Annotated in this window: 21 protein-coding genes; 11 read left to right on the top strand and 10 right to left on the bottom strand. The window is 60.4% G+C overall.

What is annotated here, in order from left to right:
- The first annotated feature begins 239 nt into the window (after positions 1–239).
- From AC5SSZ_RS17130 to AC5SSZ_RS17090, 9 genes are all read left to right on the top strand, one after another.
- A complete protein-coding gene (locus AC5SSZ_RS17130) occupies positions 240–527 on the top strand; it encodes an STAS domain-containing protein (RefSeq protein ID WP_274830699.1) in 288 nt (95 codons plus the stop codon).
- Positions 524–898 carry a response regulator gene (locus AC5SSZ_RS17125; protein WP_274830700.1) on the top strand — a complete coding sequence of 125 codons (375 nt, stop codon included), beginning with the start codon at positions 524–526 and terminating at the stop codon, positions 896–898. The genes AC5SSZ_RS17130 and AC5SSZ_RS17125 overlap by 4 nt, the downstream gene beginning before the upstream one ends.
- A gap of 1 nt (position 899) precedes the next feature.
- A complete protein-coding gene (locus tag AC5SSZ_RS17120; protein WP_274830701.1) occupies positions 900–3,047 on the top strand; it encodes a chemotaxis protein CheA in 2,148 nt (715 codons plus the stop codon).
- Positions 3,031–3,519 carry a chemotaxis protein CheW gene (locus AC5SSZ_RS17115; RefSeq protein ID WP_274830702.1) on the top strand — a complete coding sequence of 163 codons (489 nt, stop codon included), beginning with the start codon at positions 3,031–3,033 and terminating at the stop codon, positions 3,517–3,519. Before AC5SSZ_RS17120 ends, AC5SSZ_RS17115 begins: the two co-directional genes overlap by 17 nt.
- Entirely contained in the window at positions 3,516–4,382 is an 867-nt protein-coding gene (locus AC5SSZ_RS17110) for a CheR family methyltransferase (RefSeq protein ID WP_274830703.1), read from the top strand. Before AC5SSZ_RS17115 ends, AC5SSZ_RS17110 begins: the two co-directional genes overlap by 4 nt.
- 33 nt (positions 4,383–4,415) lie before the next feature.
- On the top strand, positions 4,416–4,802 hold the full coding sequence (locus AC5SSZ_RS17105) for a response regulator (protein ID WP_274830704.1): 387 nt from the start codon (positions 4,416–4,418) through the stop codon (positions 4,800–4,802).
- 1 nt (position 4,803) lies between these two features.
- On the top strand, positions 4,804–5,130 hold the full coding sequence (locus tag AC5SSZ_RS17100; protein ID WP_274830705.1) for a DUF8776 family protein: 327 nt from the start codon (positions 4,804–4,806) through the stop codon (positions 5,128–5,130).
- A 203-nt stretch (positions 5,131–5,333) separates the two neighbouring features.
- On the top strand, positions 5,334–6,764 hold the full coding sequence (locus tag AC5SSZ_RS17095; protein ID WP_495439019.1) for a caspase family protein: 1,431 nt from the start codon (positions 5,334–5,336) through the stop codon (positions 6,762–6,764).
- 22 nt (positions 6,765–6,786) lie between these two features.
- Positions 6,787–7,389 carry a hypothetical protein gene (locus AC5SSZ_RS17090; RefSeq protein WP_495439017.1) on the top strand — a complete coding sequence of 201 codons (603 nt, stop codon included), beginning with the start codon at positions 6,787–6,789 and terminating at the stop codon, positions 7,387–7,389.
- A 15-nt stretch (positions 7,390–7,404) separates the two neighbouring features.
- Here AC5SSZ_RS17090 and AC5SSZ_RS17085 read toward each other — a convergent pair whose 3' ends face one another.
- On the bottom strand, positions 7,405–8,244 hold the full coding sequence (locus tag AC5SSZ_RS17085; RefSeq protein WP_495439015.1) for a M15 family metallopeptidase: 840 nt from the start codon (positions 8,242–8,244) through the stop codon (positions 7,405–7,407).
- A gap of 256 nt (positions 8,245–8,500) precedes the next feature.
- Between AC5SSZ_RS17085 and AC5SSZ_RS17080 the strand changes: the two genes are divergently transcribed.
- Both AC5SSZ_RS17080 and AC5SSZ_RS17075 read left to right on the top strand, forming a co-directional pair.
- Positions 8,501–9,019 carry an OmpA family protein gene (locus AC5SSZ_RS17080; RefSeq protein ID WP_495439013.1) on the top strand — a complete coding sequence of 173 codons (519 nt, stop codon included), beginning with the start codon at positions 8,501–8,503 and terminating at the stop codon, positions 9,017–9,019.
- Between the two features lie 44 nt (positions 9,020–9,063).
- A complete protein-coding gene (locus tag AC5SSZ_RS17075) occupies positions 9,064–11,229 on the top strand; it encodes a serine/threonine protein kinase (RefSeq protein WP_495439011.1) in 2,166 nt (721 codons plus the stop codon).
- A 25-nt stretch (positions 11,230–11,254) separates the two neighbouring features.
- Here the strand turns inward: AC5SSZ_RS17075 and AC5SSZ_RS17070 are convergent, their stop codons facing one another.
- The 9 genes from AC5SSZ_RS17070 to AC5SSZ_RS17030 all read right to left on the bottom strand — a co-directional run bounded on the left by AC5SSZ_RS17070 (position 11,255) and on the right by AC5SSZ_RS17030 (position 23,671).
- Positions 11,255–11,977, bottom strand: a complete 723-nt coding sequence (locus AC5SSZ_RS17070; RefSeq protein ID WP_274834027.1) for a PP2C family protein-serine/threonine phosphatase — start codon at positions 11,975–11,977, stop codon at positions 11,255–11,257.
- Positions 11,974–12,657 (bottom strand): type VI secretion system-associated protein TagF, encoded by a 684-nt coding sequence (tagF, locus tag AC5SSZ_RS17065; protein ID WP_274830712.1) that lies wholly within the window; start codon positions 12,655–12,657, stop codon positions 11,974–11,976. Before tagF ends, AC5SSZ_RS17070 begins: the two co-directional genes overlap by 4 nt.
- Positions 12,657–16,232, bottom strand: coding sequence for a type VI secretion system membrane subunit TssM (gene tssM / locus AC5SSZ_RS17060; RefSeq protein WP_495439008.1), 3,576 nt, complete (start codon positions 16,230–16,232; stop codon positions 12,657–12,659). Before tssM ends, tagF begins: the two co-directional genes overlap by 1 nt.
- Positions 16,229–17,653 carry a type IVB secretion system protein IcmH/DotU gene (icmH, locus tag AC5SSZ_RS17055; RefSeq protein WP_495439007.1) on the bottom strand — a complete coding sequence of 475 codons (1,425 nt, stop codon included), beginning with the start codon at positions 17,651–17,653 and terminating at the stop codon, positions 16,229–16,231. The genes tssM and icmH overlap by 4 nt, the downstream gene beginning before the upstream one ends.
- A gap of 77 nt (positions 17,654–17,730) precedes the next feature.
- Positions 17,731–19,071, bottom strand: a complete 1,341-nt coding sequence (gene tssK, locus AC5SSZ_RS17050) for a type VI secretion system baseplate subunit TssK (RefSeq protein ID WP_274866621.1) — start codon at positions 19,069–19,071, stop codon at positions 17,731–17,733.
- 39 nt (positions 19,072–19,110) lie between these two features.
- Positions 19,111–20,616: a type VI secretion system-associated FHA domain protein TagH gene (gene tagH / locus AC5SSZ_RS17045; RefSeq protein ID WP_368999463.1), complete on the bottom strand. Its 1,506-nt coding sequence runs from the start codon at positions 20,614–20,616 to the stop codon at positions 19,111–19,113.
- Positions 20,617–20,624: 8 nt separating this feature from the next.
- Positions 20,625–20,924: a PAAR domain-containing protein gene (locus tag AC5SSZ_RS17040; RefSeq protein ID WP_495439006.1), complete on the bottom strand. Its 300-nt coding sequence runs from the start codon at positions 20,922–20,924 to the stop codon at positions 20,625–20,627.
- Between the two features lie 17 nt (positions 20,925–20,941).
- The gene (locus AC5SSZ_RS17035; protein ID WP_274830718.1) at positions 20,942–21,550 is read right to left on the bottom strand and encodes a DUF6931 family protein; all 609 of its coding nucleotides are present in this window, start codon (positions 21,548–21,550) and stop codon (positions 20,942–20,944) included.
- A gap of 9 nt (positions 21,551–21,559) precedes the next feature.
- Positions 21,560–23,671: a type VI secretion system Vgr family protein gene (locus AC5SSZ_RS17030; RefSeq protein ID WP_495439003.1), complete on the bottom strand. Its 2,112-nt coding sequence runs from the start codon at positions 23,669–23,671 to the stop codon at positions 21,560–21,562.
- Positions 23,672–23,701: the final 30 nt, after the last annotated feature.

Below are 23,701 nucleotides of genomic sequence, written 5' to 3'. Positions count from 1 at the left end.
TGCTGCCGCTGTCGCGCGTATAGGGATTCTAACTGTGTGGCCGCGATGGCTCTCTTCATCGCAACGAAGAATCGGGCATGTAAAATTGTCCGCAAAACGGCGTTCCCCGGAGGGCTTGAGGGCTGGCAAAAGGGTGTTGCGGTGCCTTTGCGGCAATCAATTATTAAACCCCCGAGCCTAAGAATGACCCTATCGAACTCTAACATGTGACCGAACAACGGGGGTGCGAATCGCGGAAGATGACCACGGAAACGCAAAAACACCTATTAGACCTTCCGAATGCATTTTCGGACCTTGATCCGCTGATTGCATTCCTGCGCGGAGCGCGCACCTCTGCGGTAGAAATCGACTGCTCCAAGGTTATGGCGATGCCCTCGCGATGCCTTCAGATTCTGCTGAGTGCGGAGCAGCAGTGGCGTTCCGAAGAATTGGGATTTGCGGTCACAAACATCAGTGAATCGTGCCGAAAGTCTCTGTCGCTTTTGGGTTTAGAGTCCAACCGCTTTGAAGACGAGGAAACAGCATGAAAACCAAAGTCCTTGCAATTGATGATTCCCGCACGATTCGGAATCTGCTTGCTGCCACGCTGGAAGAAGCCGGCTTTGAATATCACTGCGCGGTCGATGGCCGTGAAGGCGTTGATATGTATCCCGACGTCGCGCCGGATGTGGTGATTACCGATATCAACATGCCCAATCTGGACGGCTTCGGTGTCATCGAAGAGCTCCGGGGCGACGGTATCAATTCGAAGGTGCCGATTCTTGTTCTGACCACCGAGAGTGCCGCGGAAATGAAAACCCGTGCGCGCAATGCGGGTGCAACCGGCTGGATTACCAAGCCCTTCGATGACACGTCTTTGATTTTTGCGCTCAAGCGCGTCACCGGAGCTGCGGCGTAAGATGTCAGGGTCGATTCAGGATACCTTCTTTGAGGAGTGCGAAGAACTCCTTGAAGCGACGGATGAGGGTCTGACCGCCATCGAAGGTGGCGATCGTGATCCAGAGGTGGTCAACGCCGTTTTCCGCGCTGTTCACTCGATCAAGGGTGGCGCCGGGGCTTTTGGCTTGGATGAACTGGTGGCCTTTGCCCACAGGTTCGAAACCGTTTTCGACGAGGTGCGGACCAATCGTCTGGAGCTGGGCGAAAAGCTTGTTCAGCTTCTGCTGCGCGCCAGTGACCATCTGTGTGATCTGGTGGCGACGGCGCGGGATGGCGGCGAAACCGACGAAGCGCATCACAACGTGCTGATCGCGGCGCTGGACGAATATATTCCCGAAGAGGAAGAAGATCTGACGTTCGAGCCGATGGGCCTGGGCGGCGCAGGTTTCGCGCCTGCAGCGATCGATCTTCCCGTGGTGCCTCAGGAAGAAACCTACCGGATCCGTTTCCATCCCATGAAGGAGATGTACGGCACCGGCAATGAACCCATCTTCCTGTTCCAGGCGCTCAAGGAACTGGGTGAGCTTGAGGTCAAGCTGGACGACACCGAATTGCCCGGTTTCGATGCCATTGACGTCGCCGAAAGCTATATCGCCTGGGATCTGGTTCTCATCACCTCTGAGCCGCGCGACAAGGTAGAGGCTGTTTTCGAATTCGTCGAAGGCCTGTGCGAGCTGTCGATCGAAGGCGATGGTGACGCCGAAGCGGATGCGCAGGCCCTTGCCGCGCTGGACGCTGCATTCGGTGTTGCTCCGTCCATTGAGGACGGGGAGACGACGCCTGCCCCTTTTGAACAGCCGGCCCCTGCTCTGACACCGGAGGCAGACTCTGCGCCTGCGGGTGACAAGGCACCATCTCCAAAGGCCGAGGCCGCGAAATCGGAGCAGCGGGGTCCCAAGCCGACTCTGCGTGTGGAGCTTGAGCGGGTGGACCGGCTTATCAACGCGGTCGGCGAGCTGATCATCAACCATTCGATGCTGGCGCAGCAGATTGCCAATCTTGATGTTGCGGACGTGCGTGATGTGGAGACCGAGCTGGAAGGGTTTAAGAACCTTGCGCGGGACATCCAGGAAGGCGTTATGTCGATCCGTGCACAGCCGGTCAAACCGCTGTTCCAGCGCATGGCCCGTATTGTGCGCGAAGCCTCTAGCGCTACCGGAAAATCCTGCAAGCTTGTCACCGAGGGAGAAAACACCGAAGTCGACAAGACAGTCATCGAGCGCCTGTCAGACCCATTGACGCATATTCTGCGCAATGCGGTGGACCACGGGATCGAGAAACCGGATGACCGTGAGGGTGGCGGCAAGGACAGGGTCGGTGAAATCCGTCTGTCGGCGTCGCACCGGTCCGGCAGTGTCTGCATCGAAATCAAGGACGATGGTGCCGGCGTAAACCGCCCCCGTGTGAAACAAATCGCGATCGACAAGGGCCTGATCCCCGAAAACGCCGATCTGACCGACAGTGAGATTGACAACCTACTGTTCCTGCCCGGTTTTTCCACCGCCAAGGAGGTTTCGAACCTGTCCGGCCGCGGTGTCGGGATGGATGTGGTCAAGAACGCCGTGACGGGTCTTGGTGGCCGGATCAACATCACCTCGACCCCGGGCAAAGGCTCGACCTTTACCATCATTCTGCCACTGACGCTGGCAGTGATGGACGGCATGGTGGTCTCGGTTGCGGATCAGACGATGGTGGTTCCGATCACCTCAATCGTCGAGACGATGCGCGGCAGCGACGACATGATCAATAACCTTGGCGCCGATGGCACATTGCTTTCGATCCGTGGAAACTTCGTCCCGATCTGCGACGTTGCTGGCGCCCTTGGGCTGAGCAAGCAGGATGACCAACCGCCCGGAGTCTATCTCCTGGTTGAAACGGAAACGGGACAGCGCAGCGCCCTGGCGGTGGACGATATCCACGACCAGCGGCAGGTGGTCATCAAGAGCCTGGATGGAGTCTGTGGGGAGATTGCCGGGGTGGCTGCTGCCACTATTCTCGGAGATGGCAAGATTGCCATGATCCTGGATCCGGAAAGCATTATCGCGGCCTCGCCATCAGCAGCCGCCTTTGACACAGATCGGAGAATGAACAATGCAGTCGCAAGTTGAAGCCAAGCCTGGCGATCAGGAAGTAAAGCACGCCCAGTTCAGTGAGTTCGTGAGCTTCACTGTGGCGGGGCAGGCTTTCTGTCTCAAAATCACCCAGATCCGTGAGATCCGTCGTTGGTCGCCGGTGACAATCCTGCCGCACGCGCCGTCGGACGTGCTGGGTGTCATGAACCTGCGCGGTGCGGTGATTCCGATCTATGATCTGTCGGCGCGGTTCGGTCTTGAGCAGACCGAGGCCAGTGAGCGTAACGTGGTGATCGTCGTGGCGGTCGGTGGCAAGCCGGTTGGCCTGCTGGCGGAATCCGTTTCGGAAATCATCTCGATCAACCCCGATGATATTCAGGACACGCCGCCGGTCGATAGCCGATTCACCATGGAATATATCCAAGGCATCATCTCGCATGATGACACCATGGTCCGGATCATCAACTTGGATGCGGTTATCTCCGTTCCGGAACAGGTGCTGATGTGAACGCAAGAAGTCCCATAGAGTCCAAGGCAGATGGTTTCACCCTGACAGATCAGGATTTCGAAGCCATCGCCCAGTTCGCCTACAAGCATTTTGGGTTGGCGATGTCGAGCAGCAAGAAACCTCTGGTTTCGGCCCGCCTGGCTCGTCGTCTGCGAAAGCAGAACGTCTTGAACTTCAAGGATTATCTTGCACGCCTGAATGGGCCGAATTCCGACAAGGAGCGCAGCAACCTGCTGTCTCTGCTGACCACCAATGTGACGCAGTTCTTCCGGGAGCCGCATCATTTTGAAACGATGCGCAAAGACGTTCTTCCGGACCTCATCAAGAAGGCACGAGAAGGCGGACGGGTGCGCATCTGGTCGGCAGGATGTTCCAACGGACAGGAGCCCTACACGCTGGCGATGATCATCCAGGACATGTGTCCGGAGGTGAACCGCCTGGATTTCAAGATCCTGGGCACTGATATCGATCCGGTTGTCGTGCAAACGGCAACGGCTGCCAAATATCCGGCGGACGAGATTGCGCAGATCCCTGCGGAATACCGCAAATACCTGCCAAAACTTGATGCTGATGGCCGTCTACCTGAAAGCATCCGGTCGATGGTGACACTTGGTGTACTGAATCTCATTGAACCCTTTCCGTTTAAGGGAAAATTCGATGCGATTTTCTGTCGGAATGTGGCCATCTACTTTGATACAGCAACGCAGCAAAAGGTCTGGCAGGCGTTTCAGCGATCACTGGTTCCCGGAGGCTACCTGTTTATCGGACATTCCGAACGAATGTCCGGACCGGCTGCCCAACATATGAAAACGGCAGGAATAACCACCTACATTCACACACCATCGGGTGGGGATGCCCGATAGTCTGAGCAGTATGAAGAAACACGAGGAAAACAAATGAGCTTGAAAGACTCTCTTCGCGTCATGGTCGTGGACGACATGTCAACGAGCCGCGGGATTCTGACGCAATGCTTGGATGAGCTTGGCGTCAAGAACTACATGGTGGAAAACAACGGACAATCCGCGTTCCAGAAGATTACGAAGACTCCGGTGCACCTGGTCTTGTCCGACTACAACATGCCCGGCATGGATGGTCTTGGCCTGCTGCAAGCGGTTCGTGGCCATCAGGTGACCCAGCGTGTCGGGTTTATCCTGGTGACGGGTAAACCGACTCCTGAGATCATCGAAGTTGGCAAGAAACTCGGCCTGAACAACATCATCCGCAAACCCTTCACGGTTGCAACGATGAAGCAGGCGATCGAACAAGTGGTTGGGCGGCTCTGATATGGACCATCCTGACAAAGCCCTGAAAGATCTCTGCACCATTTCATCTTGGGAAATGCACCAGCTGAAAGTCAAAATTCAAGAGCTGGAGGATGTTGCTCTCACGGTCATGGAACGTGGTACCCGCCCTACCAGTGCGGAACTGCGTGCATTGCAGGATTTCGATCTGGTAATCCAGACACTCGCCGGGCTGTCGGGATTCTATGAGCGCGTCCAGGACCAGGTGGAAAAATCCGGACCGGCCGATCTGCCTGCCGCCGCCAAAGGGGTCACCCTGGAACGTCTGCGGGAAAGACTACTCTCTCCCGGCGGTTTGCAAAACGCCTGAACAACAAAGACGCCGCCTGCCCCAGGCGGCGTTTCCCGTTTGAGCCGCGCGATAATATCATCCATCAGGACGAAGATCGCGCAGGCTCCGGATTGATCGTTTGCTTCACCGTCTGCAACGGCTACACTCAAGATGTGTAATCAGTTTTGCCCGGTGCGATCATGAGCTTTGTGTTTCGAATACTTTTGACATTGGCCACCATAATGCTGCCTGTGGCGAGCGTGGCCGCGACTGATCGTGCGGCGCTGGTCTTGGGGATGGCTGATTACCAGTATCTGCCAAAGCTGGACAACACCCGCAACGATGCCCTGCGGATGGCGGAAACCCTGGAGGGGATCGGGTTTGACGTGACCCTTGGCATCGACGTCGGTGCCGAAGACATGACCCGCATGCTCGAAGGCTTTGCCTTCCGCGCCGAGGTTGCCGATCTGGCCCTGATCTATTTTGCCGGTCACGGGGTCGAGGTGCAGGGCGAAAATTTCCTGATCCCGGTTGATGTTCAGGTGCAAAGCAACAGGGATGTAGAGCGCCAGTCCGCGTCGCTGAAGCAGCTGTTGGCGGCTGTTGAGAAAGCGCGAAAGATGCGCATCGTGATCCTGGACAGCTGCCGCGATAACCCCCTTGGCGATGCATTGGCGGGAGACACTTCGGAAACAACGAATGCATCGACGGCACCCGAACGTGCAGGTCTGGCCCCTGCAAACCCGGATCGCGGAACGCTGGTGGCCTTTGCCGCCAAGGATGGACAGGTCGCGCTGGATGGCCGGGGAGAGAACAGCCCCTATGCGCTGGCGCTGATGGAAAAGATGGTTCAGCCCGGTCTGGAGATCAGCCTGATGTTTCGGCAGGTCCGCGATCTTGTGCTTCAGAAAACCGGAAACCTGCAGGAACCACATACCTATGGTTCGCTTACCGGGGTGCCCTTCTATCTGGCTGGCGGAAATGAGAGCGCGGGTAGCACGGATGCCTGGGCGGCACTGAAACCGGATCAGGAGGAACAGCTTCTCGCCCTTGCCGAGCTTGGAGACACCCGGTCGATGCTGGGGCTGGCCTATATCCGGCTCAACCCAAACCAGGACCGGTTTGATCCGGCCGCCGCGATTGAATTTTTGCAGCGGGCTGCGGATGCGGGATCTCCCGAAGCGCAGTTTGAATTGGCAAAGCTGTACGAGCGGGGCACGGGTGTTGAACCGGATCCGGCCAAGGCTTTGGCGCTCTACCGGGCGGCGGCGGATCAGAATTTTGCCGATGCGATCAATGATCTTGGGTTCCTGCATTACCAGGGCGGGCTGGGTCTGCCGGCCAATCCGCAAAAGGCCCTGACCTTCTTTGAGCGGGCCGCGGATCTGCGTCATCCGCAGGCCCAGTTCAATTTTGCAGCCCTGATCGATGACGGTCTGATCCCCAACAAGGACCCCGAAGACGCGGCGCAGTATCTTTACGCGGCTTTGCGGTCCGGCAGTTCGGATGTTCTGAAACTGCTCAGCGAGCGGCCGAGGATGTTCACCGATCAAACGCGCAAGGCTTTGCAGGCCAAGCTGAAAGATAATGATTTTTACCAAGGCTCGATCGATGGGGATTTCGGTCCCGGCACGCAGCGCGGCATCCGGCGGGCCTATGGGTTGGACGGGTAATCAACGGAAGCGGGAGGACGTCATGCGGGTACTGCGATATCTGGTTATCCTGACGCTTGTTCTGGTCGGCCCGGTTGCGGCGCAGGAAACCGGGGGCACAGGCGAAGGCACCTATGGTGGCAGTGAGGGTAGCTACGGTGGTGAGGGTACAACCAGTCCGGGCCTGTCGGTGGCAAACCGTGTTGCGACGCCGCAGCAAGTGGTTATGCGGCTGAATGCCATTCCCGAGTTCTGCAGCAGCAGCGGGGCCTATCTTGTCGATTGCATGGCAGAACGCATGGAGCAGCTGGCTGAGGGCATGTCCGGTCTGTCCGGGTATCAGGACGCGCGCAAAACCATAGGTGAGACGGCTGCCAATCTGCGCAAGATCGCGCGTGATAACCGCGATCCGCAGGCCCCGCGCGCAGTGGTGCAACACTCGGATGCCAATACGAAATCCTCCCGCCCGCTGGTGGCGGTGGCATCCACCCGCAAGCGGCAGGCGGCTGCCGCAGCCGTTTCTGCGCTTGAGGAGGCGGAGACGCTCCTGCTCAGATCCGCCGCCCAATCGACCGCCCGAGCTGTGCAATACCAGCAAATCGCTGCGGCGCTTGGCTCTAACAAGGTCCTGCTGCGTTCACTGTGATGCCGTCGGGGCTGATTACAGTCGCCCCTCCGCGATCCAGGTGTCCAGCTGGCGGCGGCTGATTTCGAAATGCATGCTGTCTTCGCGGCCAAAACCGGCCCCCCAGACCCAGCCTTCATCAAAGAAGAAATCGGCCATGATCGTCAGCCCCAGCTGCGTTTTGCCATCGGTGAAATTATCCAACTTGCCGTCGATATTGAGATCCACCGCCAGCCCGTAGCTGTGCGTCGACAGGGAGTTCACCGTGCCGCGGATCCGCCGCACGCAAAGGGCGCCGGCGGTGTTGATGCGCGAATAAAGGTCCGGGTCGACGCTGCGGATGTTTTCGAACACGATCCGCAGGCTCTCGATCGCGGGCTGCAGCATGCTGACACGGATCGGACCAACCTGCTCGGTTACGAGTTTTTCCTTCAGCTCCGGGTTGGTCATGGGCTGGCAGCTGTCGCTCAGATCCTCACGCGGGCGCCCCAGTTTTTCGGACAGATACCTGCCCCCGGCCACGTTCAGGCCGCGATTGACATTCAGCCGGTCTGCGATCAGCACCACCTGCGCATAATCAAGGTCTGTACCTTCGGTTTGCTCCCAGATCTGACGCTCGGCGTCAGCGTCCGGGAGAAAAGGGGCGTTGGAGCCTGCTCCTCCCGCGGGCAGGCGCGCAATCTCTGTCTGAAGGTCACTCATCCGGAGTTGCAGATCCTCGATCTGCTGACGGAGCATTTCCAGTTCGATCCGCGCCGTGGAATCGACGGCCCCGCCTGCATAGTCTTCATCAGACATGAGCCAGCTCAGGCCGAACCAGACAACGGGCGCCAGGACGATGCCTGTCGCGATGATAACTGCCGAAACGACGCGCATAGAACCCTCAACATACTACGCCCCTATTGAATGCCCTGAGCCAGCCTTCGTAAAGCCCTCAATTCCATCCTTCGCGGATAGGGCAGAGTATAGGGGTTTTTGCAGCGCTGTTTGCGGCGGCCCATTGGCAGATCAACAAGTGTGGTATAGGCTTTTATTCAGTATATGTTTTCAACGTAAGGGACAGGTTATGGTCCGGTTTCGCATTATTTCTGCCTGTATTCTGAGTTTGGGTGTGTTGCAGGCGCCTGACGCTATGGCCCAGTCTGCCGATGACAGCCCCTCGGTCGAAGAAATCACCCAAGCCTTCAAGAAGCAAAAAACCCGCGGTCTGGTCATCGTGCCGAACGCGGCGACGTCCTCTGCGGCGCAGAGCGACGACACTGCGGAAACGGCCACCGTTGCTGCTGCTGCGGAAGAATATAACCCGGTTGAGCGGCAATCGCAGATCAACGTCCAGATTTCCTTTGATTTCGACAGCGCAGCCCTGCGCGCGGATCAGGAGCCGAAGCTGGCCAATATGTGCGAGTCGATGAAGCTGATGCAGGGCACCGTGTTCCAAATCATCGGTCACACCGACAGTTCGGGCTCGGCCGAATACAATGAACGCCTGTCTCTGCTGCGGGCGCAGGAAGTTCGGCGCCATCTGATCGGCTCCTGCGGCATTCCCGAGGACATGCTGAAAGCGATCGGCATGGGGGAAACCGCGCCCTTTGATGAAAACGATCCGCGGGCCGATGAAAACCGCCGTGTCGAGTTCCAGGCTCTGGGCTGAGGGATGAACGTCGCTTCGGGCGGGTACAAGGCGGGACATGACAGATGATCGAATCCCGCCCCGGTGATATTTTTCAACCCGGTGATCTGCTGAACAACACCTACCGGATCGAGATGCTGCTGGGTCGCGGTGGCACTTCGGATGTCTACAAGGCGCGCTCGGAAATCTCCGGCAATCTGGTGGCGATCAAGGTTCTCAAACAGGAACTCTCTGCCAACGAGGACTTTCAGGTCCTGATGGCCCGCGAGGAAAACATCCGCGAAATCCGCCATGACGCGGTGGTGCGTTATTCGGAAAATCACCGCACCCCGGATGGGCATATCTACCTGCTGATGGATTACGTCGACGGGCCGGGGCTGGACCGGAAGCTGAAACAGGGACCGATGTCTGCCGATGATCTGATGATCATCTGCAAACGCGTGGCGCAGGGTCTGCAAGCCGCCCATGCGCGCAAGATCGTGCATCGGGATCTGAGCCCGGACAATATCATCCTGCGCGGCGGTGATCCGGCCGAGGCCGTGATCATCGATTTCGGCATCGCCAAGGATACCAACCCAGGTGCCCAGACGATTGTCGGTAATGAATTCGCCGGCAAATACTCCTATGCCGCGCCCGAGCAGATGAGCGGGCAAACCGACGCCCGGTCGGATATCTACTCGCTTGGCGCCTTGCTGCTGGCGAATTTTCGCGGTGCGCCGCCGTCGCTGGGCGCAAACCCGATGGAAGTGGTGGAAAACAAGCAGAAGCCGCTGGATACATCGGGTGTGCCCGAACCCTTGAAGGGGTTGATCGACCGCATGTGCGCGCCGGATCCTGCGGACCGGTTTCAAAACGCAGCAGAGGTTCTGGCCTATATCGATGACCCGGACCCCCGCCCTGCTGGTACGCCGCCCAAGGCAGACACTCCACCCCCGGCGGAAGAAGCCACGATCATTGTTCCGAAGACCGCAGCGCCAACCGCAAAACCTGCGCCCTCGACGCCTCCGGTAGACGAAAAACCGGCAAAAGGGCGCGGTGGCCTCGTGGCGGTTATCCTCCTTATGGGTGTGCTGGGTCTGGGCGTTGGCGGCTATTTCGCCGGGCTGTTTGGCAATCTCACTGGACCATCCCTGCCGGTTGCCGAACCTTTCACGCTGATTATTGAAAAATCCGCAGGGGCCCCGGCCCGGGCAACCGGGAACATGCCGTCTGAGGCGAGCCTCACTGCGCTGCAGGACATGGTTGAAACCACGGATGTCTCGCTGGCGTCGGGGGCAATCGCCGACAGCTGGGGCGACGATGTACTGGCAACCATTGCGCCGCTGGATCAACTCGGTGAATGGCGCCTTGCCGTCAGCAACAATCAAGGCAGACTGAGCGGCGTGACGCAGGATGCCGAACTCGCGGCGTCGTTGAACGCGCGGTTTGCCGATGGGCTGCCGGGAGCACTGGACGGCGCGGTCGATATCGTTTTCAAACTGCCTGTTCTGGCGCGGGAAGAGATCCTGTCGGTGATCGCTGATCATCAGGACTGCGGCCCGTTGCAACTGTCCGGCACAGATGGAACCGGCGGCTTTGCGCCCGAGGATTCCATCGTGATCACCGGGCGGCTGGCGGAAACATCAACCCGGGTTGCTCTGTTCGATGCGTTGCGCGCCATCGCGGGTGATCGCAAGGTGGTTCTGGACGCCGAAGTGCTGAACCCCGCCCTTTGCGTTGTAGAGCAACGCCTGCCCAAGGCGCCTGCGGGCGGGGCAAAGGTCAGCTATACCCTTGGCGGGGAAGGCACGCCGAACCCATCGGGGCGGTTCTTCGTCGGGGAAAATCCGGTCATCGACGTGATCCTGCCGGAAGACATGACCGACGGCTTTCTGACCGTCTCAATCTTGGATGTCTCTGGCAACGTCTTTCATCTGTTGCCCAATATCGGACGTCCCGAGAATGCGATTGCGGACCTCAGAGATGGTGAGATCGGGCCGTTTTCCGTGCGCGTCGCCTTTGATTTGCAGGATGCAGCAGAAACCGGCGGGCTGGCGTTCAAGGTGGATGACAGCACCCTGGGCAAAAGCCGTATTCTGGTCCTGCATTCCTCGGAACCGCTGTTCGCGGGCATGCGTCCCACATCGGAAAGCGCGGTTGGTTTTGCCGAAGCGCTGCAGCAAAGCGCGGCAGAGGATGCGAGCCGGATCCTGTCGCTGGACAGCCGTATATTGGTGACAGCCCGCCCCTGATTGCGGCCTGTCGGACCGGCGCCCGTCAGAGCACGTCGACGACGATCACCGAGATATTGTCAGCCCCGCCCCCGGTCAGTGCGACCTGCACCAGCCGCTCGGCGACGGTTTCCAAGGGCGTGCTGGACAGAATATCCTCCAGCATGGAGAAGGTGGCATATTTCGTCAGCCCATCCGAGCAGATCAGGAACCTGTCTCCGCTTGCGGCGGTGCCGCGCACCTTGTCGAGTTCCAGATCCTCCCCGACCCCGACCGCGCGGGTGATGGCATTGGATTGCGGATGCTGATCCGCCTCATCCCAGCTCATCTTGCCGGAGTGGACGTATTCGGCGACCACGGAATGATCTGCCGTCAGCATGTCGATCTGCCCGCCATGGAGCCGGTAGATACGGCTGTCGCCGGCCCAAATACCGGCGAAATGGCCCTGCGCCATGATCAGGGCGGCAACCGTTGCACCAATGGTGCCGCCCCCCCGCGCCGTGGCCTCGGCCTGGATGGCGCGGTGGGCGCCTTGCAGGGCATCGCGCAAGGCGTGCATCTTGGCCGCCGGATCCAGCCCACCGGGGATCATCGCGGCGGAATCCGCGATCAGACGGCTGGCATAATCGCCGGCATCATGGCCTCCCATCCCATCTGCAACCAGCCAGATGTCATGGTCCGGCAGCGCCAGCACCGCGTCTTCGTTGACCTTGCGTTGCAGGCCGACATGGGTTTGAACGGCATAGCGATAGGGGTGCATCGGATTCATAGCGGCCGGGCCTCCTGCCAGATGGGAGCCGTAAGATCGAACAGACCCATTGCAGCCCCGCCTTGCGGCAGGCCCGGGCACATCATCATCCGCGGGCCGCTGTCCAGAACCGCAGTCCAGATGCTGGTATCAGCAGCCCGGCTGTCCAGCAAGGCCGCCGCCACGGTGTTTGGCAGATCCTCCGTCTGACCAGCGCCGGTCAGCACCAGCGTGTTGCCCGATGTGCGCAGCGGCGCCACCGCGCGCATGGCGGGCGGCTGCACCGCGCCGAGGGCTGCGGATAATTTGTCCTGTGTCATGCTGTCCTCCAATGCATCCAGGGCAATCGCCTCAAGCTGCTCAAACAGCTTTGTGTCGGTGAAATGATCCAGTGCCGCAGGCCCCGGCGTGGCCAGAGGCGCCACCAGTGTCAGCGGAAACCGGCGGCCGACCCGGTCAACCGAGGGCATCAGAACCCCCGTCAGCTTTTCCGGCCCGGCAAGGCCCGCGGGTAATGAAAACCGCCAGATCGGCGCTGACATATAGCTGCGATCAAAGGCGGTGCCATAGGCGCTTTGCCCGGCCAGCAGCACCTGCTGCAGCCAGCCATCCCACAGGCGGACAAAACCGCCCGGCATGTTGATCCGGAAAAAATCTCCGACCGAGGGCATCTTGCCGAAGGCTCCGAACCCTGCCTCCATCACATCGACTTCGGGCAGCTGAATTTTGCCATCGCCGGCAGGGCAAAGGGATTTACGACAGATCCCGATTGCAGCTCGAACAGGGCCAGACGCCCACCAACCCGGAAGTTCACCCGCCGCCGGTCGGTGACGTTGGTCCGGCGTACCTCGGCGGCGTCCAACAACCGGAACCAGGCCCAGGGCCCATCCCGCGACAGAACGTTTTCAATATTGCGCTTGTCCGGCAAAAGGGTGATCCGCGCCAGGCCGACAGTCCCCGGCCAGGTCACTGCAACCGGCGTGGGCTGTCCCATCCGGTGATTATAGGACACCTGCGTGCCGTCGATCTCCAGAAGAACCTCCTTGGCCTTTGAATCCAGCGCCTTGGGGGTGATCTGGAACTGGACCACCGGCGTGTCCCCACCGGCAAAGAAGGCATCACGTATTTCAGCGGCATACTGCATCTGTTCCAGCACCGCTTGGCTGATCCCGAGATCGACATCATTGACGCGTTTCCAGGTCCAAGGGCGGCTGCGGGTATCGACATATTTCAGCAGGTTCTCGTCAAAGAAACTGTCGATCAGCCCGCCCGGCGCAAACAGTTTTGCAAAATCCACCATCGCCACATCGGCGCGGGCGCGCCGGTTGAAGGGATAGCGGTTATCCAGCGCCTTTTCGCAGAAGGGCAGAACCGAGGCCTGCCAGCGGGCATTGATCGAGGCGCGGGTTCCTTCCGAGGTAATGCCGGAAGAGCCCGTCGAGATCTGCATGGCCCAGCGTTGCACCGGCCCGTCGATCCGCGAGGCCGTTTGCTGGAACTGCAGTAGGGCCTGCCCGCTTTCGCCCGAGGTAACGCCGCTGAACGACATCTTGTTCAGCTCCTGATAGACCAGTTGCAGAGAGACCATGAGGTCGTCCAGCCGCGAGGGCTGCCCTTCGGGGCGGGCCACCAGATCGTGCAACCACTGGAATCGGTCCTGCACATAGGCACCCGGTGGCTTTGGCGGCTCGCCCGAGGCGGTCGATGCCGAGCTGACAAGTGCCTCAAGCAGGATTTGTCCTTGGATAGACAGGCTTGACCGGGTTTCGATGGCTGCCACCTGCGACACGCCTTCGCCCAGGGATTCCGTGTTCAGTTGCGAGCGGTCCTCCGCCAGGCTGGTTTCCTGGCTGACCGCCGTCAGGATATTGGTGATCGGAGAGGTCGGCCCGGACAGCACATTGGTCACCTCGACCGCATGGCTGAGGCTTTCCAGCGGCACGATGTCCACATCCCCCAGCACCTGATCATACCGGGTGATATAGTCGTTGTAATAAAGGTCGAGCACATCCCGGCTGAGCGCAAGAAGCGCGGCTTCGCTCTGGATCTGCTCACCGCCGCGGTCACCCAGCACCCAGACTTCGCGCTGGACACGTTCGGACACGCTCACCGCTTCGGGCAGGAAGACGTTGTGAAATCCGTCATAGGTAAAGATGCCCTCGACACCCTCGTTCAGCGGCTTGCCGGAGCTGCGCACCAGCACTCGTTTCACCGAAGGCCCGCCGATATCGGTCAGCCGCCATTTCGGCAGGCTGGTGGCAGTGTTTGAATTGATGATGCCATTGTAGACCCGTTGCGCCAGCGGCATTTCCGACAGGATATTCTGGGCCTGCTCCACCAGCGGACCATTCAGCGCGATTTCTGTCATCGGCTGGGATAGCATCGCCGTCAGGTGATCCATCAGATCCGCCCGCAGCTGCGCCCGCACCGTTCCGGGGTAGGCCACCGATTCCCAGTCAAGCTGCATCCACTCCTTGACCAGGTCGGGGTTCATCGGCCCCTGAAGCCCCAGCATCAGGTAGATCTTCAGCGCCTCATAGAGAACATCCGGGTTGTTCATATTGGCGCTGATCTGCTCTTCCAACCGGACCAGAAGACGGGGCAGCAGCCGCTGGTTCAGCGCGGCGCGATAGGTCTGCGCCGCCTCTGTTCCGATCACCTCACCCTGATAAAGACCATAGGTCATGGCGCGCTCCGGCTCCGGATCCGACAGAACCGGGTTGCCGGGCATGTCACGCAGCAGGTTCAGCGCAGCGGCAACCGGCACCAGATCGGTATCGCCCACCGGGCTGGGCGGCAGTTCGGCCGCGGCCGCCTGATAGGCTGCGGCCTGCCCGGCGGCCTGTTCGATCAAGGCGGCGTTCTTCAGGTAGGAATTCACCCAAAGCGCCCCGGTCACCGAGGCAAAGATTACCGTGGCGGCGATGGCGGCGCGGCGGGTCCAGCGATAGCGGCGCTCAACCTTGTCATCGGCAGAGACAAGCCCGGCCTCGGGGAACATTACCCCTTCGAACAAGCGGGTCAGAAAGTAGGATCGCCCACTGCCCTGCCCGGTTCCGATGGCCTGACGGCCAATGCCGAAGGTCTGCGCCATACCCAGCATCAGCCGGTCGATCGGCGTGCCTTCCTGGGTGCCCGATGTGAAATAGACCCCGCGCAGCATCTGACGCTGATCATAGCGGTTATCCTGAAAGACTTCGGTCAGGAAATCGCGCGCCACGCGGCGCATCGAGGCCACCTGCCCCGGAAAACCCGCCACCAGCGCCCGCCGCTGGTGATCGCTTTCGCCCTGCATCTTTTCCAACAGCTGTGCGTTCAACTGCCCGAGAAGAGCCGCAAATTCCTCGTCAAAGCCTGCAATCGGGGCAGCCTCTTTCTTGCCCTTGGGCAGCGGCAGGGTGAAACCCCAGACCTGTTCGCGCTCTTCCTTGCCCAGGGCATCGAAATACTCCTGAAACCCCGCGATCAGATCAGCCTTGGTGAACAGCACATAGACGGGAAACCGCACGCCGAGTTTCTCGCGCAGCTCGGACAGGCGGCGGCGCACGGCCTGGGCGTGGGATTTCTGGGTGATCTCATCCTGAAGGGACAGGTCTGACAAGGAAATCGCGATGATCGCCCCGTTGATCGGCTGGCGTTTGCGGTACTTTTTCAGCAGGCCTAGAAAGCCCAGCCAGGCGGCATTATCCGCATCCGCATCGCTTTCCTGCGTGGTATAACGCCCGGCAGTGTCGATCAGCACCGCCTCATTGGTGAACCACCAATCGCAATTGCGGGTGCCGCCGACGCCTCCAATCGCGGCCTTGCCCATCTTGTCCGCCAGGGGGAATTGCAGGCCGGAATTAACAATCGCCGTGGTCTTGCCCGCGCCGGGCGGGCCGATCATCACGTACCAGGGCAGATCCCTGAGGTGACGGCGCCCGTTCTTGGACTTGCGCAATTCGGCCATGGCCTGTTTGAACTTGCCGCGCAACTCGCCGATTTCTTCGGCCAGCACATCGTCCTCTTCCGGCACCTCCGTGGCCTCGGCCATATCCTCGGTCATCTGGCGATCCCGGCGCCGCCGACGCCAGAAAACCAGACCGATGATCATCAGGATTACCACCCAGATCACGCCGATGGTAATGCCTCGCGACAGGATGCTGTCAAAGGGGCGCCAGTCCTCCGAGCCGATGAATGGCGCGAAATACCACACGCAGGCCGACAGACCGGCCGCCAGCAGGATCAGCACGAAATAGAGGGATCTGAACAGCGGCAGAATATAGCGGCGGATCATTCGTCAATCTCCTGCACCAGAAGGATTTCAATCCGGCGGTTCTTGGCCCGGCCTTCACGGGTGCCGTTGTCGGCAATAGGTTCCTTATCAGCCCGGCCTTCTGCGGATAGGCGGTCAGGATCTGTCATCACTTCGGCCATTCCCGCCATCACCGATTTGGCGCGGGCCAGCGACAACGCCATGTTTGACGGAAACCGGGAGGAGCGGATCGGTATATTATCGGAGTGGCCGACGACGATGACCTTGCCCTTTTCATCGTTCAGCGACTCGGCCAGACGGTTGACCGGCCCCTTGAAAGCATCGGAAAGCTTGTCAGAGCCAGAGCCGAACATGCCGGATCCCGCCAGCCGGATGATCAGCAGGTTGCCCTTCTGAAACACCTCGACGATGCCTTCCTTGATCTCGGGATCAAGGAAGCCCGACACCTTGGCCACCTGTTCTTCGATCGTGGGCGCAGGCGGCGGCGGAGGGGGCGGCGGCGCGCGCCGCTCCAGCTGCGCCGCAGGGCCGGAATCGATGATCGCAAGGCGACCAGAGACATTCTCGGTCTGGTTCGACAGGGCCCAGCTGAGGCCGGCATATTGCAGCACCAACAGCGCGCCGGTCACCGCCAGCGCGATCCAGACCAGACGCCAGGCCGACAGCGCCTTGAAGGGTTTTTTCACCCCCTCCCAATGTGGCGACAGATCCCATTCCAGCGGCCCGCGCTGATTGCGGATAATCCGGGCCAGCGCCGCGCGGATCTGCATCAGTTTCTCACTGCCACCCTGTTCGACGCGCAGGCGGCCTTCGAATCCTAGCGACATGCACATGTAGAGGAACTCCAACATGTCGATGTTGGCGCCCGGCTCTTTTTCCAGCCGCGCCAGCAGGTCGTAAAACCGGTCCCCCCCCACGGTTTCGCGGTGGAAAGTGCCCACCATGGATTGCAGGCCCCAGCTGGACTGCCCGCCCCAGGGCGTGTTCAGCACCACATCATCCAGCGTCGCGCACAGAGCATAGCGCGCGACCTTGACTGTCTGCGCCGGAATACCCGCCTGCAAGGCGCGGTTTTCAAAGGCGCGCACCTCGGCCACGACGCTTTTGCGCAAAGCGTCCGGGTCCATGTGCTGCGCGCGGTTCCGGATACGGCTGATCAGGGCAAACAGGGTCGCGGCGCACGCCGTCAGCTGGTTCATCCCAGTCAGCGCCAGTTGCGAAGCTTTTCCAGAGGAAGATTTTGGCGCAGCAGCGGCGGCCTGGGGCACCCCATAGGATTCAGGTGCTGGCGGGGCATCCGGGTCTGCCGTCGGCTCGGCCGGTGGCACCGAGGGTTCAGGGCTTGGCATGGGCGCGGTCGCGCGCCGCCCGCCCGGATTGGGCTTGATCACCGTCTTGTCGGTATCACCCGGCTCGGCAAAGGGATCGTCATAATCACCCATATCTTTTTACCCTGTCACCCTTGTACAATTCTGCAGCCCCCTGAGGGCGCCGCATGACGATCCGGTACCGGACCGCCCTACCCGTTTCTGATCGCCCACAGCTCCATCTTGAGCCCGGGATACTGCCCCGACACATGCACGGCGATGCCACCGGATGTGGTCATCTTGCGCCAATAGGGGCTGTCGGCATCCATTTCGAAGTATACCACACCCGCATGGTAGGGGATCTGCCGCGGCGCCACCGGCAAGGGGCGCAGCGTGATCCCCGGCAACGCGGAGTTCACCAGCTGACGGATTTCCTCGACCGGGCCGATCTTGGCCTGACCGGCAAAGTGGCGACGCACATCCTCGGCCGGGATCTCGGCGCTGACCGCCAGGACAAACCCGGCATTGCCCAGCAGTTTGCGGTCCGCGATGACCCCGACGGAAATACCGTATTTGCGCGGCTCCAGCTTGATTGAAATCGCGGTCTGTTCCAGCACCGAGCTGAGGTACTGCCGCAGGGTGCGGATCACCGGTGCGAAACAGCCCATAAGATTATCATGGGTATAGGCGGGGAATTCGGGCGCCTGTTTTTCCGTAGACATGAAAACCGACAACTCACCGGCCAGCCCGGTCAGCAGCATGAACAGGCGTTCGGGGTGCAGGTTTTCGATCTGCCGCAGATGGCGCACCATCGGCAGCGTGCGGTTCACCACCGTCAGCAGCAAGAAGTCGGACACATCTGCCACGCCACGGGCGCCGCCGGCTTCGGCCAGACGTCCGGCCAGGGCCTCCATGCGATGCGCGAGAAGCCCTTCGAGTTCCCGCAAAAACCCCGAAAGCGCCGGAGCCGCACGCACATCCAGACAGGAGGGAATGAAGGCCTGATCCAGCACGATTTCCTGATCAGGGCGCACTTCGATGATCCGGGCCACAGGGATGGCCAGCAGGTCAGCCAGATCATCGACCTCAAGCGCGAATTGCAGCCGCATCTTGCCCACATCCAAAGGCACCGGTTTACGCTCGGCGCTGGTGACATCGGTCACCTCCTGCGTGTCGGGACGCAACCGGCTGGCTGACCGTTCGGCGCCGGACAGATCCACCTCGGCAGCGCCCTGACGGCGTTGCGGTACGGTCAGGTAGACGACGCAGTCCTTGACCGTCGACGGCACCTCCATCGCGGGCGGATGCGGATCGGCCATAGGCACCCGGAACACCGTGCCATCATGGGTCAGCCCCTCGCAGGACTTCAGTGCAAACTGGCCGATTTTCAACGCCTCGTGGTCGATCTCAAGCCCGTTCACCCCCCAGGTATAGGGGCCAAGACGCCGCGCCAGCCCGCCGACAAGCGCCTCGGTATAGCGGTCGGCCTGCTGGAAATGATGAGGCTGCAGAAACAGCCCCTCGGTCCAAAGCACTTTACTGTCCCAGGACACTGGGTTCTCCTTTTAATTGGACCACGCGCAGGGCGCGGGTCAGTCTTTCAACCGATCCAGCTGAGCCTTGTAGGCCCGCGCAAATTCGCGGCTGAACAGGTCGTGAAAATCGTTTTCCGCCTGATCTGAAATCTCGGCGTATAGTTGTTCGTAAACATCCCAATAGCGTGCCTTCTTGCCGCGCAAGATCCCGCCAAGGCCGCCCTTGTCCTCGATCTGCGCCTCCAGCGCCTTGGGATCCAGACGGCCCAGCACCCCTTTGAGCGCGGCCTCCATGCCGGTGACCATGGCGACCTCATGCGCCTTGATATCCTCCAACGCTTCTTCGGCAGCGGTTTCCGGCGACAGGTAGCCCTTGGTCGCGGGGCGGAGCATGGTCTCAATCGCCTGTTCCGGCGTGATCGAGAATTTCAACGGGTTGTTGCCGCCTGCGGAAATCATCGTCTGTTCGATCCGGAACTCGGATTTGATCGAGGTCCGAGTCATCAGGATTTCGCGCAGGCCCGCGATGAGGGTGTGCATGACCCGGCCCATCCTGCGCATGGCCGTCGCCGGATCTTCGCCTTTCAAGGCCGCCTCTTCGGCGCCGAGCCCTTCAAGGAAGGCCGCCGTGATCTGATCGCCAGATGCATCCGATGCCGCGGCCGCCGCTGTCTGATCAGTCGGCGGCGCGTCAGCCGGTTGCGGGGCTATTGGCTCCGGCGCGGTGTGTTGCGGCGGTGGCGCTGGTGCAGGATCTGGCTGCTGGTCCTCTGCAGGGGGGGCGGCTGGCGACATATCCGCGGGGGGTGGAGGCGGCGCAGCCACTGCTGGATCCGCGGGCGGGGTCGGCGCCTCGGAAGATCCCTCGATCCCCGAAAGGAAATCATCATCCCAATCATCCGGGATGAGCGCCGAAGATGACGTGCTGGGCGATGCAAAACTGTCCTGCGCCGAGGGGGCATGGCTGGGCAGGCTGGCACCCTCCCCTTCGCGGCCATCGCTGGCCTTCTGGAAAAACGGATCTTCGTCTTCGCCCATCGGCGGCAGCAATTCGTCGATGGGATCTACCGGGTTCAGCTGCGAGGGGCCGGTCGGCTCCGACCCGCCCAGAAGATCATCCAGAAAATCACGCCCCGGACCGGCATCGTCCAGCAGCGCCAGCGGGTCCGGCGCGTTCTCGGCCACCCCGGGTGACATCGGTGCCGCCTCCAGTGGCGCTGCAATGCCCGCATCCGGTTCGGCCAGATCATCCCGGATTTCGATGACCAATTCGTAATTCCCGATACAGATCACATCACCGTTGTTGAGCGGCGTCGGTGTGCGGCCAAGCGGGATTTTCGAGTAGTTGAGAAAGGTGCCGTTGGAGCTGAGATCGACGATCACGACCGAGCCGTTGTGATCCTCGATCACGCAGTGATGGCGCGACAGCATCTGATCGGGGTCCGGCAGCACCATATCATTGCTGGCGCCGCGCCCGACGGTCAGGCTGGCCCCCCGCATCGGCACCGGCGCCGCATCGCCAGGCATCGTTCCCGAGCTCTGAAATTTGAGCGTCACCGCCATAGTCGCGATTATCCTCCTACAATCACTGTCAGCTGCCCCATGGTGATCATGCCACCACAGGCCGCGTTATCCAGAATGCGGGCGGCGGGCAGATTGTTGATCAATACCGTCGCCGATCCCTTGATGATCGGATGCGGTGGGGCGGCCGTGCACATGTCGCTCATCCGGGCAGCAGGCAGGCCGCCGACCAGAACGGTCACGGCGCAGGGCGGCAGAATCGGTGTCGGCACCGGCAGCACCGGTGGCGGCGGCGTCGATGGCAGCATGCAAGCATGCAGATCGGTCACGCGGGCCTGGGGCATTCCCATGTCAAACCACCTCCTCGTTACACTTCTTCAGAGGCCGCCGACGTGGCAGCCCCCTGACCATTGCCGCCGCGCGCAATATCCAGCGCTCGGGCGACCAACACACGGCCATGTTCTTCAAACCTATCAGACAATTGGCCCAACGCTACCATATTCATGGCAAAAGCAGCCGCCTCGGAGGCCCCGGCCGGCGCGGGATACTGGCGCAGATCGCCCGGCCCCAGGGTGCCATCGGCATAAAGCACCGCCAGTGCACAATTGACCGTGTCATCATCCACATAGGCATGGTCCAGCGTGATGCGCGCCGCATCGCGGTTTTCCTCGCTCGGGTCCAAAACCCAGGCTTCGGAGGTGGTCAGTGACGGCGGATCCTTGGGCGAGCGTGGCCCGATATAATCACGCGCGGCAAGGCAGGCCCACCAGACCCGCTCCCGTGGCGGCAAAAGCACGGCAAGAAGACGCAACAGGTCCACCAAAGCGCCCTTGTCCGCCAGTTCTTTCAGCACCGCCGGGGCCGTTGCGGTCGGCGGAGACTGTAACGGGGTCTTCAGCAGAACATTCGCCCGCGACAGCAGCTTGGCGACCGGATCGGCGGGAAGCTTTTTCAGATCATCATAGTTTTCCGACATCGTTCCCACCTAGTTGATCAGCGTCAGGCCGCCCTTGAGGGTCAGCATTGCGTCGCCTTTGACCGTGGTCATCGGCGCCTTCGCCTCGACCATGCCGGAGCCTTCGATCTTGATCATCGGGCCCTTGATGGTGACACCCGAATTGTCGATCTTGACCGAGGATCCCCCCACCTTGAGCAGGATTTCCTGTCCCGCCGACATCTCGATCTTCCCGGCCGTCACATCCACGGTCAGATTACCAAGCGAGACCGTTTCGGAGTGATTGCCCTTGGCAATCGTTTCGGTCAGGTTACCGGTGTCCACATCAAGGGTCATGTTGCCCTTCTGGATGGTTTCAGACTTGTCACCCGTCTCCACCAGTTCCGTGCGATCCCCAGATTTCACGGTTTCTGTCATGTTCTGCTTGATGGTCATCGCAAAACTTTTCTCGTCCGTGCCCGGCGCATCCGGATCAGGCGCATCCAGCCCCACCGTCACCGCTGAGCGATCCTTGACCAGCATCTGGTGATCCTTCTGCGCCTGAACACGCATCAGCTCCTCGCCGGCTTTGTCCTCGAACATCAGCTCGTTATAGCCGCCGCCGCCCTTGGACGAGTTGGTCTTGATCCCCAGCTGCGTCTGATCGTCGGGATATTTGTAGGGGGGCATTGTGTCGGAATTATAGAGCATTCCGGTGCAGATCGGGCGGTCCGGATTGCCGTCCTCAAACTGGATCACCACCTCCTGACCGATACGCGGCACTGCCACCATGCCCCAGTTCTTACCAGACCAGGGCGTGACGACGCGCACGAAACAACAGGCGGTTTCGTTCTTCTTGCCCTCCCTGTCCCAGTGAAACTGAACCTTGATGCGGCCATATTCATCGGTCCAGATTTCCTCGCCGCTTTGCCCGACAACCGTCGCGGTCTGAAGGCCCGGCACCTCGGGCCAGGGCGTCACCAGCGGGGCGCGGAACTGTTCCTGCTTTTCGATCGCAGAAAAGGTCGAAGCATAGGCGTCGCCTGCGACCTCTTCGGGGAAATCTATGTTGCGGGGTTTCACGTCCCGCCGCATCTCGCCCTCTTTGGCAGCGTCGCTCTTGCGGTCTTCCCTTTCGTTGTAATCCCCTGCCACCTGCAGATAGTGGATCGTATCCACCACCAGATATTCGCCATTGGCGTCACTGTCCGGGTGGTTTTTCAGAGTAAAGGTTCCACCAGTGCCAAGGGTGCGCACGCTGGAGGCACCGCGCCAGCGTTTATGAGCTATCGCTTCGGCTTCCATCCGTACCCGGGCCAGTTTTCCGCCTAGGCCGGTGTCTTTGCGGTGATGGCCCTGATAGTCGTAGACCTCGTAATCCTTGTGGCTGTGATTGCCGCGGGTGATCGAGTTATTGACCTTGAGATCCGCCATGGGTGAGGTGAAATCGAAATCATTCAGCGTCACCTTGCCACGGGTCAGCGTTTCCTCGCGCGTCCATTCGGCAATGTGATCCTCGCGGCGGCGATCGCGATCATCGCGGGCATGGAATTCGATGGTCGATGAGCCGTTGATCGGGGAATGCCCGCTGATCCCGTCACACAACACAAGGCTTTCGGCAGAATTCTTGTCCTTATTGCTGTCAAAGTAGAAATAAATGCCTTCCTCTTCCATCAGGCGGCACAGAAAGGCGTAGTCCGTTTCCCGGTATTGCAGGCAGTATTCCCGCTTTTCGTATGAATCGCTGAGCCGGTCGCGAAAATCGCTGAAACCATATTCGCTAAAGATCTGCTTGATGATGTCGACCGCCGACAGGTTCTGGAACACCCGGCTGTCAGAGGTGCGCGTCAACAACCAGAACCAGGGCCGGACCTCAGCCACATAGTGACCATAGCCATCCCGGAACCCCATGTTTTCAACCGAGATGCACAGGCCGGAAAACTTCTGGTCGCTTCCATCTGCCGTTGTCACATGCAAGTTCAGGGTCTGGCCAACGATCTCTTCCAGTTTGACCGCCTTGTTCTTGGACTGAAACGCGACCGTGGTTTCGGTCAGCTTGCTCAACCCTTCGCGCACGATGGCCCGTTTCAGGTGCAGGTCCCGGGCGCTGTAGCTGCCCGACATCCACACCATATCGCTTTCATGGGCTTTGCTCTCAACCATGGCGGCTCCTTTCACGAATGGAAGCCAGAG

The sequence above is a fragment of the Phaeobacter sp. CC-HEC084 genome (assembly GCF_059429255.1).
Note: the sequence above shows the minus strand (reverse complement) of the source record. Positions and strands in the feature narration are given on the sequence as shown.